12 protein-coding genes are annotated in these 14,690 nt (G+C 71.1%); 2 read left to right on the forward strand and 10 right to left on the reverse strand.

Features of this window, described 5'->3' with window-relative positions:
- Positions 1–2 precede the first annotated feature (2 nt).
- On the forward strand, positions 3–569 hold the full coding sequence (locus tag ACFY5C_RS13215) for a two-component system response regulator (RefSeq protein WP_389443869.1): 567 nt from the start codon (positions 3–5) through the stop codon (positions 567–569).
- Positions 570–661: 92 nt separating this feature from the next.
- Here ACFY5C_RS13215 and ACFY5C_RS13220 read toward each other — a convergent pair whose 3' ends face one another.
- Both ACFY5C_RS13220 and lepA read right to left on the reverse strand, forming a co-directional pair.
- Positions 662–2,536, reverse strand: a complete 1,875-nt coding sequence (locus tag ACFY5C_RS13220; protein WP_389443871.1) for an AMP-dependent synthetase/ligase — start codon at positions 2,534–2,536, stop codon at positions 662–664.
- 241 nt (positions 2,537–2,777) lie between these two features.
- A complete protein-coding gene (gene lepA / locus ACFY5C_RS13225) occupies positions 2,778–4,646 on the reverse strand; it encodes a translation elongation factor 4 (RefSeq protein ID WP_389443873.1) in 1,869 nt (622 codons plus the stop codon).
- A gap of 220 nt (positions 4,647–4,866) precedes the next feature.
- Here lepA and rpsT point away from each other — a divergent pair, with 220 nt between their 5' ends.
- Entirely contained in the window at positions 4,867–5,133 is a 267-nt protein-coding gene (rpsT, locus tag ACFY5C_RS13230) for a 30S ribosomal protein S20 (RefSeq protein ID WP_383611074.1), read from the forward strand.
- Positions 5,134–5,317: 184 nt separating this feature from the next.
- Here the strand turns inward: rpsT and ACFY5C_RS13235 are convergent, their stop codons facing one another.
- From ACFY5C_RS13235 to ACFY5C_RS13270, 8 genes are all read right to left on the reverse strand, one after another.
- The gene (locus ACFY5C_RS13235) at positions 5,318–5,716 is read right to left on the reverse strand and encodes a nuclear transport factor 2 family protein (RefSeq protein ID WP_389443875.1); all 399 of its coding nucleotides are present in this window, start codon (positions 5,714–5,716) and stop codon (positions 5,318–5,320) included.
- A 64-nt stretch (positions 5,717–5,780) separates the two neighbouring features.
- Positions 5,781–6,770, reverse strand: a complete 990-nt coding sequence (gene holA / locus ACFY5C_RS13240) for a DNA polymerase III subunit delta (protein WP_389443876.1) — start codon at positions 6,768–6,770, stop codon at positions 5,781–5,783.
- Positions 6,771–7,367: 597 nt separating this feature from the next.
- The gene (locus ACFY5C_RS13245; RefSeq protein ID WP_389443878.1) at positions 7,368–7,613 is read right to left on the reverse strand and encodes a hypothetical protein; all 246 of its coding nucleotides are present in this window, start codon (positions 7,611–7,613) and stop codon (positions 7,368–7,370) included.
- A gap of 79 nt (positions 7,614–7,692) precedes the next feature.
- The gene (locus ACFY5C_RS13250) at positions 7,693–8,532 is read right to left on the reverse strand and encodes an arylamine N-acetyltransferase (protein WP_389443880.1); all 840 of its coding nucleotides are present in this window, start codon (positions 8,530–8,532) and stop codon (positions 7,693–7,695) included.
- 4 nt (positions 8,533–8,536) lie between these two features.
- On the reverse strand, positions 8,537–10,843 hold the full coding sequence (locus ACFY5C_RS13255) for a ComEC/Rec2 family competence protein (RefSeq protein ID WP_389443882.1): 2,307 nt from the start codon (positions 10,841–10,843) through the stop codon (positions 8,537–8,539).
- A gap of 605 nt (positions 10,844–11,448) precedes the next feature.
- A complete protein-coding gene (locus ACFY5C_RS13260) occupies positions 11,449–12,279 on the reverse strand; it encodes a helix-hairpin-helix domain-containing protein (RefSeq protein ID WP_389443884.1) in 831 nt (276 codons plus the stop codon).
- Between the two features lie 665 nt (positions 12,280–12,944).
- Entirely contained in the window at positions 12,945–13,790 is an 846-nt protein-coding gene (locus tag ACFY5C_RS13265; protein WP_389443886.1) for a DegV family protein, read from the reverse strand.
- A gap of 92 nt (positions 13,791–13,882) precedes the next feature.
- Positions 13,883–14,674, reverse strand: a complete 792-nt coding sequence (locus tag ACFY5C_RS13270; protein ID WP_389443888.1) for a hypothetical protein — start codon at positions 14,672–14,674, stop codon at positions 13,883–13,885.
- Positions 14,675–14,690 lie beyond the last annotated feature (16 nt).

Below are 14,690 nucleotides of genomic sequence, written 5' to 3' on the forward strand. Positions count from 1 at the left end.
TCATGAGCGCTGAGGCAACGACCGACGAGCGTGCCGGCATCCTCCTGGTCGACGACATGGAGGACAACCTGATCGCGCTGGAGGCCGTACTGGGGTCCCTCAACGAGCCGCTCGTCCGCGCGCGTTCGGGCGAGGAGGCGATGAAGGCGCTGCTGCGGCAACGCTTCGCCCTGGTGCTGCTCGACGTCCGCATGCCGGGCATGGACGGCTTCGAGACCGCCTCCAACATCAAACGACTCGACCAGACCAAGGACGTCCCGATCATCTTCCTGACCGGCGCCGAGGACGACCCGGGCTACGCCTTCCGCGGCTATGCGACAGGCGCGGCGGACTACCTGACCAAGCCGTTCGACCCATGGGTGCTACGCGCGAAGGTGACGGTGTTCCTGGACCTGTACCGCAAGAACAGGCAGCTGGAGCGTCTGCTGAGCCGCGAGCACATCCACAGCAAGCAGCTGAGCGCTCAGTTGGCGGCACTGGAGGAACAGCTCTCCGAGGACACACCCCTGAACCTGACGGACCTACGCGCCAGGGTCCACGAGATACGTCGGCTGGTCGGAAAAGGGTGAACGGGCCGACCTGAAGGGGCGCGGGGAACTGCGCGACAAGCCACGACGAACCCGCAGCCGCCAACGGTCCCCGCCACCCCTCCGGTCGCGCGCTACGCCTCCCGCGTTCCCGCGTACATCTCCTCGATCAGCCCCTTGTACTCCCGCTCGACGACCGGCCGCTTCAGCTTCAGGCTCGGCGTGATCTCCCCGTGCTCCACATCGAGATCCCGCGGCAGCAGCCGGAACTTCTTGATCGTCTGCCACTTCTGCAGCCCTGCGTTGAGCTGCCGCACATACCCGTCGACCATCTCGACGGCGGCCGGCGAGGCGACGATCTCCGCGTACGACTTCCCGCCGAGCCCGTTCTCCTCGGCCCACGCCACGATCGCGACCTCGTCCAGCGCGATCAGCGCCGTGCAGAAGTTCCGGTCGGCACCGTGCACCAGGATGTTGGAGACGTACGGGCACACCGCCTTGAACTGCCCCTCGACCTCGGCGGGCGCGATGTACTTGCCGCCCGAGGTCTTGATCAGGTCCTTCTTGCGGTCGGTGATGCGCAGGTACCCGTCCGGGGACAGCTCCCCGATGTCACCGGTGTGGAACCAGCCGTCGGACTCCAGGACCTCGGCGGTCTTCTCCGGCAGCCCGTGGTAGCCCTCCATGATGCCGGGGCCGCGCAGCAGGATCTCCCCGTCGTCGGCGATGCGCACCTCCGTGCCGGGCAGCGGCTTGCCGACCGTGCCGGTGCGGTAGGCCTCGCCCGGGTTCACGAAGGACGCGGCCGAGGACTCCGTGAGGCCGTAGCCCTCCAGGATGTGGATGCCGGCGCCGGCGAAGAAGAAGCCGATCTCCGGGGCGAGCGCGGCGCTGCCGGACACGCACGCCCGCAGGTTGCCGCCGAAGGCCTCGCGGATCTTGGCGTAGACGAGCGTGTCGGCGACCTTGTGCTTGGCGGCGAGTCCGAAGGGCGCGGAGTGGGTGCCGGTGCGCCGGAAGTTGTCCTGGGTGACCTTGGCGTACTCGCGGGCGACCTCCGCGGCCCACTGGAAGATCTTGTACTTGGCGCCGCCGCCCGCGCGGGCCTTGGCGGCGACCCCGTTGTAGACCTTCTCGAAGATGCGGGGCACGGCCGCCATGTACGTCGGCTGCACGACCGGCAGATTCTCGATGATCTTGTCGACGCGGCCGTCGACCGCGGTGACGTGACCGACCTCGATCTGACCGGAGGTGAGCACCTTGCCGAAGACGTGCGCGAGCGGCAGCCACAGATACTGCACGTCCTCGGCGCCGACCAGCCCGGTCGCGGCGATCGCCTTCGCCATGTACGACCAGTTGTCGTGCGGCAGCCGCACGCCCTTGGGGCGGCCGGTGGTGCCGGACGTGTAGATCAGGGTGGCCAGCTGGTCCTTGGTGATCGCACCGACCCGCTGCTTGATCAGCTCGGGGTCCTTCTCCAGCCGGGCCGCACCGCGGGCCTCCAGCTCGGCGAGGCTGAGCACCCAGTCACCGGTCTCGACGCCCTCCGCGTCCACGGCGATGACGTGTGTGAGGTTCGGCAGCTCGGCGCGCTTCTCCAGCGCCTTGGCCACCTGGGCCGCGTCCTCGGCGATGAGGACCCGGCTCTCGGAGTCCGCGAGGATGAACGCCGACTCCTCTGCGTTGGTCTGCGGATAGACCGTGGTGGTGGCCGCGCCGGCGCACATGATGCCCAGGTCGGCGAGGATCCACTCGATCCGGGTCGAGGAGGCGAGGGCCACGCGCTGCTCGGGCTGGAGGCCCAGTTCGATGAGCCCGGCCGCGATGGCGTAGACCCGTTCTGCGGCTTGTGCCCAGCTCAGCGACTTCCAGTCGTCCGCGCCCTGCCCCGCGGCCGACGGCACGGGATAGCGGTACGCCTCGGCGTCAGGCGTGGCTGTCACGCGCTCCAGGAAGAGGGTCGCCACGCTCGGCGGACGGTTCTCGATCAGTGTCTGTGTGTCGCTCACGACATCCTCCGGGGACCCGCGACTGTGCGGCTGACGTGCGGCTGGTTCCACTCGCGTTGTTTAACTCGCGAGTAACTATCGAGCAGGGATCAGGGTAAAGGCCGACAGCCCACTGCGTAAGGGCCTGCGCCCTGTCACTTCCTCCAGAGGGTCACACGGCGCGCGCAAAGGGGCCCGTCGCGCTTTCGTACGACGGACCCCTGATGCGGCGATTTGCCGGGCCACCTGGTGCTACCTGCGGTTACTTCTTGGCCTTGCCCGAACCCGCGCTGTCATCACTGCTCAGTACGGCGATGAAGGCCTCCTGCGGAACCTCCACGGAACCCACCATCTTCATCCGCTTCTTGCCTTCCTTCTGCTTCTCCAGCAGCTTGCGCTTACGGGAGATGTCGCCGCCGTAGCACTTGGCGAGGACGTCCTTGCGGATGGCGCGGATGGTCTCTCGGGCGATCACCCGGGAGCCGATGGCGGCCTGGATCGGCACCTCGAAGGCCTGCCGCGGGATCAGCTCGCGCAGCTTGGCCACGAGCCGCACGCCGTACGCGTACGCCGCGTCCTTGTGCGTGATCGCGGAGAAGGCGTCGACCTTGTCGCCGTGCAGCAGGATGTCGACCTTGACCAGGCTGGAGGTCTGCTCGCCGGTGGGCTCGTAGTCCAGCGAGGCGTACCCGCGTGTCTTCGACTTCAGCTGGTCGAAGAAGTCGAAGACGATCTCGGCGAGGGGAAGCGTGTAGCGGATCTCGACCCGGTCCTCGGACAGGTAGTCCATGCCGAGGAGGGTGCCGCGCCGGGTCTGGCACAGCTCCATGATCGAGCCGATGAACTCGGTCGGCGCGAGGATCGTGGCGCGTACGACCGGCTCGTACACCTCGTTGATCTTGCCCTCGGGGAACTCGCTCGGGTTGGTGACGGTGTGCTCGGTGCCGTCCTCCATGACCACCCGGTAGACCACGTTGGGCGCGGTGGCGATGAGATCCAGCCCGAACTCGCGCTCCAGCCGCTCGCGGATCACATCGAGGTGCAGGAGCCCCAGGAAGCCGACGCGGAAGCCGAAGCCGAGGGCCGCGGAGGTCTCCGGCTCGTAGACGAGCGCGGCGTCGTTGAGCTGGAGCTTGTCGAGGGCCTCGCGCAGCTCCGGGTAGTCGGAGCCGTCCAGCGGATACAGACCGGAGAAGACCATCGGCTTCGGGTCCTTGTATCCGCCGAGCGCCTCCTCGGCGCCCTTGTGCTGGCTGGTGACGGTGTCACCGACCTTGGACTGGCGGACGTCCTTCACACCGGTGATGAGATAGCCCACCTCGCCGACGCCGAGGCCGTCGGCCGACAGCATCTCCGGAGAGTTCGTCCCGATCTCCAGCAGCTCGTGCGTGGCGCCGGTGGACATCATCCGGATCCGCTCGCGCTTGTTGAGCTGGCCGTCGATGACACGGACGTACGTCACGACACCGCGGTACGAGTCGTAGACGGAGTCGAAGATCATCGCGCGGGCCGGAGCGTCCTTGACGCCGACCGGGGCGGGGACCTCGCGGACGACCTTGTCGAGCAGGGCATCGACGCCCAGGCCCGTCTTGGCGGACACCCTGAGCACGTCGCTCGGCTCGCAGCCGACCAGGTTGGCGAGCTCCTCGGCGAACTTCTCGGGCTGCGCGGCCGGCAGGTCGATCTTGTTCAGCACGGGGATGATCGTGAGGTCGTTCTCCATCGCCAGGTAGAGGTTGGCGAGAGTCTGGGCCTCGATGCCCTGGGCGGCGTCGACGAGGAGAACGGTGCCCTCACAGGCGGCCAGCGACCGCGAGACCTCGTACGTGAAGTCGACGTGCCCCGGGGTGTCGATCATGTTGAGGATGTGCGTCTTGCCGGAATCGTGGGTGGGAGCCCACGGCAGCCGCACCGCCTGGGACTTGATCGTGATACCGCGCTCACGCTCGATGTCCATCCGGTCGAGGTACTGAGCACGCATCTGCCGCTGCTCGACCACACCGGTCAGCTGGAGCATCCGGTCGGCGAGCGTGGACTTGCCATGGTCGATGTGCGCGATGATGCAGAAGTTGCGGATCAGTGCCGGGTCGGTACGGCTCGGCTCGGGCACATTGTTAGGGGTCGCGGGCACGCAGGGTCCTGTCTCTTGAGGCGCCTTATGCCTCGGGTCGGATCTATACGTAGGTTCCATGGTCCCATGGGCGGCGACCGGCGACCGTTTTGGGCTGTCGGCCGGGCCACTGGTAGCCTGGGTGGCTGTGTCTCATGCCCTCTCAGCACGAGGCACACTCCAGAAAATCACCGGTACGGGTCCTACGGGGCCCCGTGCCAGAACCTGAAAAGGCTCATCAGTGGCGAACATCAAGTCCCAGATCAAGCGGATCAAGACCAACGAGAAGGCCCGGCTGCGCAACAAGGCCGTCAAGTCCTCCCTGAAGACCGCGATCCGCAAGGCCCGTGAGGCCGCTGCCGCGGGTGACACCGAGAAGGCCACCGAGTACCAGCGCGCTGCCGCGCGTCAGCTCGACAAGGCCGTCTCCAAGGGCGTCATCCACAAGAACCAGGCCGCCAACAAGAAGTCGGCGCTTGCTTCGAAGGTCGGCGCTCTCAAGGGCTGACACTTGATTTGATCGCCGGAGGGAATCGAGCGGGCCCTCTCTCATCCGCTCCCGTCCGGCACCCCGAGCCTGTACGCGGCCTGCGTTCGCCACGCGGGTACGGGCTCAGCAGCTTGAACCGAAGGCCCCGGCCACCGTCCTTCCCCAGGACGGTGGCCGGGGCCTTCGGTATGGACGGCCGGTGTCAGCTCCAGAAGTCGTTGGCCTTGTCGATGTCCTCGACGCACTCGTCGAGATCGGTCATCTTGTCGCCGACGATCCTGAAGACGATGCCTCCGCTCTCGTCGATGTGCCTGTCGCCCCGGTCCGCGGTGAAGCGATGTACGGACATGGCGTGCCCGCGGCCATCGACGAATATGCCGCGCAGCTCGACCTGGAACGACCCGCCCGTCTCCGAGTAGAGCCGGCCGTAGTACCCGTCAAGGATCGAGTCGATTCCTTTGAAGTCCCCCGAGAGCGGGTGGGAGCCGGGCACGTGGTGGGTGCAGTCTCCGGTCATCATGCCGCGCAGCGTGTCCATGTCTCCGCGCTGGAAGGCTTCGTAGCCCTTGCGGACGAGAGCAGTGTGCGGGTGTTCAGCCATGACGGTCGCCACCTTTCCGATCCGGCGATATACGGCTGATACGCCCGATTCTCCTCTTCTCGCGCTAGCCACGCCCCCGGGACCGCGCCGCCCGCGCGATCGTCACGACCGCCTTCTCCAAGGCGTACTCCGGGTCGTCCCCGCCGCCCTTCACACCGGCGTCCGCCTCGGCCACCGCGCGCAACGCCAGCGCGACTCCGTCGGGCGTCCACCCCCGCATCTGCTGGCGCACGCGGTCGATCTTCCAGGGCGGCATGCCGAGCTCACGTGCCAGGTCGGCGGGACGGCCGCCCCGGGCCGAGGACAGCTTTCCGATGGCTCTGACGCCCTGCGCGAGCGCACTGGTGATCAGGACGGGCGCCACGCCTGTCGCCAGCGACCAGCGCAGCGCCTCCAGCGCCTCCGCGGCCCGTCCCTCGACCGCCCGGTCGGCGACGGTGAAGCTCGACGCCTCGGCGCGGCCGGTGTAGTACCGCCCGACCACCGCCTCGTCGATGGTCCCCTCGACATCGGCGACCAGCTGACTCACCGCGGACGCCAGCTCCCGCAGATCACTGCCGATCGCGTCGACGAGCGCCTGACAGGCCTCCGGCGTCGCGGACCGCCCGGTCGCCCGGAACTCCTGCCTGACGAACGCCAGCCGGTCCGCCGGCTTGGTCATCTTCGGGCAGGCCACTTCCCGCGCCCCCGCCTTGCGCGCGGCGTCGAGCAGCTTCTTGCCCTTCGCCTGCCCGGCGTGCAGCAGCACGAGGGTGATCTCCTCGGCCGGCGCGCCCAGATACGCCGTCACGTCCTTGATCGTGTCGGCCGACAGGTCCTGCGCATTGCGCACGACCACGACCTTGCGCTCCGCGAACAGCGACGGACTGGTCAACTCGGCCAACGTGCCCGGCTGCAACTGCTCCGGAGACAGATCCCGCACATCCGTATCGGCATCAGCGGCCCGGGCGGCAACCACCACCTCCCGCACAGCCCGGTCGAGCAGCAGCTCCTCCTGGCCCACGGCGAGCGTCACGGGGGAGAGAAGGTCGTCATTCGCAGATTTCCTGGCCATCGCGACAAGGATGGCACGGGCCACTGACAGTGGACGCCGACGGGACTGTCGGGGGCGGGGGGGGCGGTCAGAGGGGGGCGGGGAGGCCGGGAGGCCGGGAGGCCGGGAGGCCGGGAGGCCGGGGACAGGATGCCGTCAGGGGCCGGAGGCAGGGCGCCGGTCAGCCCGGGGGCAAGGTGGCCGCCAGGCCGGAGGCCGGATGCCGGTCAGCCCGGGGGCAGGGTGGCCGCCAGGCCGAGGGCAGGACGCCGGTCAGCCCAGGCGCAGGGTCGCCGCCAGGCCGAGGGCAGGACGCCGGTCAGCCCAGGGGCAAGGTGGCCGCCAGGCCGAGGACAGGACGCCGGTCAGCCCAGGCGCAGGGTCGCCGCCAGGCCGAGGACAGGACGCCGGTCAGCCCAGGGGCAGGGTGGCCGTCAGGCCGAGGACAGGACGCCGGTCAGCCCAGGCGCAGGGTCGCCGCCAGGCCGAGGACAGGACGCCGGTCACCCCAGGCGCAGCGTGGCCGTCACGCCGGGGGCAGGACGCCGGTCAGCCCAGGGGCAGGGTGGCCGTCAGGCCGGGGACAGGGTGCCGGTCAGGCCGGGCACTCCGGTCCGGCTACGGCTCCTCCCGCCACCCGTCCCACTCCCCCACGAACTCGTCCAGCTCACCCGGGTCGAGCCGCCCCGCCTCGTCCCGCAGCACCACCAGCCACTGCGCGTCCTCGGCATCGTCCTCCCCGGCCAGCGCATCGCGCACAAGCCGCGGCTCCTCGTCGGTCCCGAACCGCTCCCCGAGCGCGCCCGCGACCTCCTCCGCCGCGTCACGATCGGGCAGCACCAGCACATGTCTCACATCGCTCACGGAGCAATTCTCGGGCACCGAAGGGACACGACTGTGCGCCGGGTCCGCGCACCCGCCCAGCCCCGAGCCTCCTGCCGGATCAGCCGTCCCGGTTGGGCTTGCGTACCGTCGGCACCCGGTCCAGTTCGATCCCGAACCGCTCCCGGTACACCCCCAGCACCTCCTCGTCCGTCCCCAGTTGCCGCTCCTCACGTGTCCCGTCGGCCGCCGTCGCCTTGAACGTGCGGCCGCTGAGGGTGATCCGCCCGCCCTCCTTCGTCACCCGCGAACACACCAGCGACTGCGTGAAGTGCGAGCCCGGCGAGGTGCTGTGCCACCACGCCCCGGCCACGAAATCGGCGAGCGCCCGCGGCCGCCGCTCCAGCCGGTACTCCGCCCTGCCGTCCATGGCGACCTCCAGGTCCGCCGCCTCCTCCGCGTCGTGCCCGCCGCGCACCCCCGCCGCGTCCGGCCCCGCCTCGACGATCCGGAACACACCCGCCGGGTCCACCTGCTCCCCCCGTGTATCGAACGCGAGCGGATAGTGGCTGTGCGCCCCGAACCCGACGTCCGCCAGCCACGTGCCACCGTCCACCGTCCGCACCTTCAGCGCCATGTGGTCGTAGGGAATCCCGACCTCGTCCTCCTTCACATGGACCCGCCCCGCGAGCAGCGTCACATCGAAACCCAGCGCGCCGAGCAACACCCCGAAGGCCCCGTTCAGTTCGTAGCAGAACCCACCCCGTCGTGCCCCCACCACCTTGTCCAGCAGTCGCTTCTCCTCCAGAACGATCTCTTCGCCCAGGTGGATCGAGAGGTTCTCGAAGGGCACGGTCTGCAGATGGCGCAGATGCAGCTCGCGCAGCACGTCCACGGTGGGCCAGGCGGGGTGCTCGACCCCCAGTCGGCGGAGATACGCATCAACCTCAACGGAATCCATGCCCTCAGTCTCCCGCCACCCGCAGCTCCGCGCCCGTACCGGCGACCGCCAGCGCCCCGTCCTCGTCCGTCCGCAGCACCACGGCTCCCTGCGCCCGCAGCCCCGCGAGGGTGCTGGGAGCCGGATGCCCATACGGGTTGTCCTCACCACAGCTGATCAACGCCAGTCGGGGCGCCGCCCGGCGTATGAGCTCCGGGTCCTGGTACGCCGAGCCGTGATGGGCCACCTTGAGCACGTCCACGCCACCCAGCAGCGCCCCAGCCGGCGATCTCAACAGCGCCCGCTGGGCCGGGGGTTCGAGATCCCCGAGCAGCAGGAGCCGCAGCCCGGCCGAGCGGACGAGCAGAGTGACACTGGCGTCGTTCGGACTCTCCGGGGCCATTGCCGGGTGTGCCGGGTGAGTGGGCGGCGGCCAGACCACCTGCCAGCTCAAGTCGCCGGTACGCCGCTCCTCCCCGGCGGCGGCCCGCGTCACGGGGATGCGTCGGGCGGCCGCCTCCCTGCGCACGAACTCCACCTGGTCCACGGGCGCTTCGTGCCCCGTCGTCTCGATCGCACCCACGGCGCGACCACGCAGGACGCCGGGCAGGCCCGCCACATGGTCGGCATGGAAGTGCGTGAGCACGACAAGCGGAATCCGGGTGATGCCGAGCGTGCGCAGGCACCGGTCGACCAGCGTCGGATCGGGGCCGGCGTCCACGACCACGCCCGTCCCGTCACCCGCCGCGAGCACAGTCGCGTCGCCCTGCCCCACATCGCATATCGCGAACCGCCACCCGGGCGGCGGCCACCCCGTGACCACCCTGGTCAGCGGCGGCGGCTGCACCACCACCAGCAGGAGGAGTGCCCCGCAGACACCGCACCACCAGGGGTGCCGCAGCAGCCGGCGACCGGCAAGCAGGGCGACCACCGTGGCGAGGGCGAGCAGCGCCGCCCCGGTCCAGCTGCCGGGCCAGTCCACGCCCGCGCCGGGCAGCGCGGCGCCCGTCCGAGCGACGTCCGCGATCCAGCCGGCCGGCCAACCCGCGCACCAGGCCAGCACCTTGGCCACCGGCATCACCAACGGCGCCGTCGCCAGGGCGGCGAAGCCCAGCACCGTCGCCGGTGCGATCGCGAACTCCGCAAGCAGATTGCACGGCACCGCCACCAGGCTCACCCGAGCCGACAGCACCGCCACGACCGGCGCGCACAACGCCTGCGCTGCCGCCGCGGCCGCCAGCGCCTCGGCCAACCGCGGCGGCACCCCGCGCCGTCGCAACGCCGCGCTCCAGCGGGGCGCGAGGGTGAGCAGGGCACCCGTGGCCAGGACGGAGAGCAGGAAGCCGTAACTGCGGGCCAGCCACGGGTCGTACAGCACCAGCAGCAGTACGGCCGTCGCCAGCGCCGGAATCAGAGTTCTGCGGCGTCCGGTCGCCAGGGCGAGCAGCGCGACGGCTCCGCAGGCGGCGGCCCGCAACACGCTCGGGTCCGGTCGGCACACGACGACGAACGCGAGGGTGAGCGCCCCTGCGAGCAGCGCGGTCGTCCGCAGGGAGATGCCGAGGCGTGGCGCGAGGCCACGGCGCTCGGCGAGCTGAGCCAGACCCGGCGGGCCGATGAGCAGCGCAAGGATGATCGTGAGGTTGCTGCCGGAGACGGCGAGCGTGTGCGCGAGGTCGGTCTCCTTGAACGCCTCGTCCAGCTCCGGGGTGATCCGCGAGGTGTCCCCCACGACCAGCCCCGGCAGCAGCGCCCGCGCATCCGCCGGCAGTTCCTCGGTCGCCTCCCGCAGCCCGGCCCGCAGCCGCCCCGCCAGCCGCTGCACCCCCGACGGCTCCCCCACGACCTCCGGCACCGCGGGGTTCCGTACCCGCAGCACGGCCGCGACCCGTCCCCCGTCCCCGAGGGCGGGCGCAAACCGTGCGGTCACCCGCAGCCGGGTGGAGGGGAGCAGCTCCAGCCAGGGCGAACGCCGGGTGCCGGAGGACTGCGACGCCCGTTTGACGTCACCGGACGTACCCCACCCCGTGTCGACGATCATCAGCACCGGCGCCCGCGTCACCATCGCCGTGCCGTCACCGTCCTCGACGCGTCGTACATCGGCGTTGATCAGCACGGACGTCGGCGCCATGTGATTCCCTCTGACCCGAGGTCGGGTGAGCCGGGGGTCGGAAGTGACCTCGACCTCGGCGGTCACGGTCGCGTACTCCTGCGCCAGCTCGGGCACCGGCCCACGTCGCAGGTCGGCCCCGTGCAGCCCGGCGGACACGGCCGCCGCGGCGACACAGAGCAGCACGGCGGCGACCGAGCTTCGCGGCCGACTGATGCGCACGGTAGTGAGGCTCGGCCTGCGCGGCCGGGTGGCCTGTCCGGCCGGGGAATCCGGACCGGTGCCGGGCCGGTGCTGGGGGCCTGTCGGACGCCCAGGACGCCTGGCGTGACGCCCGGGCTCGATCGGAGGGTCGTCCTCGCTCGGACGCTCGGCCGCGGTCAGACGCTCGGGCGCGCTTGGACGCACGGGCGCAATCGGACGCTCGGGCGCGGTCAGAGGCCCTGGCGTGGCCGCACGGCCAGCGCCACCGCCATCGGAAAGCCCGCTTTCAACGCCCCTGCCACCAGCAGGCCGGTCTCCAACAACCCTGCCATCGGTAAGCCAACCTCCCACGCCCCTGCCGCCGGTGACCCGGCCGCCCCTCCCTCGCCGCACCACCAGCAGCGCGCCTGCCGCAAACAGACAGACAACCGCCGCCCCGACCGCCCACCCCTCAGGGATGCCCAGCATCAGTGCCGCCGTCGCCCAGGCTGCGAGCGCGGGTGGGACGAGTCGGAGGTCCGTCGGTCCTTCCTGACGGGGGTGGGAGGCGCCGAGCCGGCTGCCGGACGCGGCGTGGACGGCGGCGCGAGAGCGCGCGGGGTCGGCTGTACGGACATCGTGGGTCATGGCCGCACGAGGTTCCGTAGATCGGCGAAACGGCGGTCGCCGATGCCGTTGACCTCGCGCAACTCGTCCACCGAGCGGAAGCCGCCGTGCTGGGTGCGGTAGTCGATGATGTGCTGGGCCAGGACCGGGCCGACGCCCGGGAGGGTGTCGAGCTGGTCCACAGTGGCGGTGTTGAGGGCGACCGGAGCGCTGGGTGCCGCCCCCGCGCCCGCCGCACCGCCCGTGACCGTGCCCGCACCCGCGCCGGGAGCGGCCCCGGACGCGGCGACCGGACCCCCGACGATCACCTGCTCACCGTCCACCAGGAAGCGAGCCCGGTTGAGGCTGTCGGTCTTCGTGCCCGGACGCACCCCACCGGCCGCGCGCAGGGCGTCGACGACCCGCGAGCCCGCGGGCAGGCGGTGGATGCCCGGTTCGCGCACCTTTCCACTGACGTCCACGACGATCTCGGCCGCCGCCGTGGCCTCGGCGCCGGACGCACCGACAGCCGATGACGTACTCGACCCGCTCATCCCGCCCTGTTGCTGCCCTCCCTGCTGCTGTCCACCCCGCGGGTCTCCCCCGTACGAGGCCGCCGCCCGCACCACCTCCGGCGCCCGCACGGACTGCGTCCGCCCGGACCAGAAGTGCTGTACGGCGAACCCTGCGGCGAGCACGAGCACCACGGTGAGCGCGACCACGCTCCGCGGCTCCAGCCCACACCTCGTCTGCAACCACACCGGCATCCGCTCCCGCAAAGCCAGCCCGGCCCGCGCCCGCCACTGCCCGCCACCAGCACCAGCACCAGCACCAGCACCAGCACGGGCATCATCAGCCCCGTCATCCACGACGGCACCCGCGTCACCAGCTCCCTCACCCGCACCGGAATTCGGCACGTCCGCGCCCAGCACCCCATTCCCGCGCGGGACATCGGGGGAGCCCAGCAGCCCACCGGCACACGGGACATCGGAGTGCAGCAGCCCATCGGCCCACGGGACCTCCGAGCCGCACGGCCCATCAGCGCGCGGGCCACCGGACCCCGGCAGCCCGACTGTTCCAGGGACATCCGCCCGCGTCGCCCCCGCAACCCGCGGAGCACCCTCCAGGTCCGCACCCGGCTCCCCAGGGCCAGGACCCGCACGCCAAGCGGTCCCCTCATACGCATCCCGACCCGTCGGCGGCCCTGCCCCCGACTCCCCCCACTCACCGGCCCGTTCGGCGAAAATCACCTCCGCCCGGCGCCGCAGCTCCTCCGCTCGCGCGGACGCACGGCGCGGCCGTGCCCGCCCCGGTGCATGCATGTGTCGCCGTCGGCGGGCGCGGACGTCGGAGTGAGGGCCTCGGCCCGGGCCGCTGGTGGCCGCCGTGGTGCGTGTACGTGATCGAAGTGCCATGCGACGAGGATCGGACACCTCGGCACACTCGCGATGATCTTGCTCAATTCCAGGGGATTACCCGCAAGTTGTGGATATCTCCGCCACCCACACGAGTGACTCACCCGCCAAGAGGGCCCTCAGCGAGGCGAAACCACAACCCCCAACAGTCCAGGCCCCGTATGCGCCCCGATAACCGCCCCGACCTCGCTCACATGCAGATCGGCCAGCCCCGGCACCCTGACCCGCAAACGATCCGCCAGTGCCGACGCCCGTTCGGGGGCGGAGAGGTGGTGGACCGCGATGTCGATCTGCGCGCTGCCCGCCCGGTCGGCCGCGATCTCCTCGAGGCGGGCGATCGCCTTGGAAGCCGTCCGTACCTTCTCCAGCGGGCCGATCCTGCCGCCTTCCAACTGCAGCAGCGGCTTCACCGCGAGCGCGGAGCCCAACAGCGCCTGGGCGGCGCCGATGCGGCCGCCCCGGCGCAGGTAGTCGAGGGTGTCGACGTAGAAGTAGGCGGCCGTGGCGCCGGCCCGCTTCTCCGCGGCGGTGACGGCCTCGTCCACCGTGCCACCCGCCTCCGCCACCTCGGCCGCCGCGAGCGCGCAGAAGCCCAGCGCCATGGCGACCATCCCGGTGTCCACCACCCGCACCGGCACCGGCGCCTCGCGCGCCGCGAGAACTGCCGCGTCGTAGGTGCCGGAGAGCTCGGCGGACAGGTGCAGGGAGACGATGCCGGTGGCGCCGGACTCGGCGACCTTGCGGTAGTGCGCCGCGAAGACCTCGGGGCTGGGGCGCGAGGTGGTGACAGGGCGTCGCTTCTGCAACGCCTGAGCCAGGGATCGGGTCGAGATCTCGGTGCCCTCGTCCAACGCCTGGCCGCCGACGACCACGGTCAGGGGCACCGCGGTGATGCCGTGGCGCTCCATCGTCCGCTGCGGCAGGTAGGCCGTTGAATCAGTGACGATCGCGACATGGCGGGACATGAGCTGGAGGTTACCTGGCGTAGCGCCCGGGCGGCAGTCCGACCCCGCTCACCTGGGACTGCCTTGACCGATCAGCGCGAGCACGACCGGGCTCAAGTCGTGCTCTCGGGACGGGGTTTCTTCTGCCACGGGTACGTCGGGCGCGGGGCTGCCGGGCTGATGGCGGGCCGGGTCGGCTCCTCGGCCCGCTGCGACTGAGGTGTGTCCGGCCAGGTCTGCTCGGCCGTCGCGGCGGTCTCGGCGGCCGGGGCCTCCGGCCACGGGGGCGGCGTGGACGACGGACGTTCCGACGGCGGGGTCGAGGAGGCAGAAGAGGAGGAGGACGAGGACGGGGACTCCGTCGTCTGCCAGTGCCGCAGGGCCCCCGCCTCCAGGTCGATCTGCGCGCTGAGGGTGTCCATGTCGTCGGCGGCGAAGCGGCGGGCCCGGTCGCGGGCCGCCCACCGCAGCGCGTCCGCCGACTTGACGACGCGCTCCGTGCGCTCGCGAAGGTCGGGCAGCCGCTCGGCAAGGGTCGCGCGGTCCGGTTCGGACTCCAGGCGCCGCATTTCGGCGTCCAGTTCGTGCCCGTGCGCGCTGAGGCGTTGGAAGAGTCCGAGGGACTCCTTGAGCGACTCGTCCTCGCTCACGCCCGCGTGCAGCGCGTCCTGGGTGGCCCGCATGGAGGTGCGCAGCTTCAGCCGCAGCTGGGCGAGCTCGCCGGCCGCGCCCGGCTGGGCGAAGGACTTGGCCCGCAGGGTGCCGTCCTCGACCGTGCGCCGGGCATGGGTGATGGTCTCGTCGACGCGGCGCTTGGCGGCCCCGACCACCTTCACCGTGGCGTACACGCCCAGCACGACGAAGAGCACGAATAGCAGTGCGACGACTGCGATCACTGCTTCCACGAGCTCCTCCTCCGAC

Origin of the sequence: Streptomyces sp. NPDC012935 (assembly GCF_042900345.1) — a bacterium.
Lineage (GTDB): Bacteria > Actinomycetota > Actinomycetes > Streptomycetales > Streptomycetaceae > Streptomyces.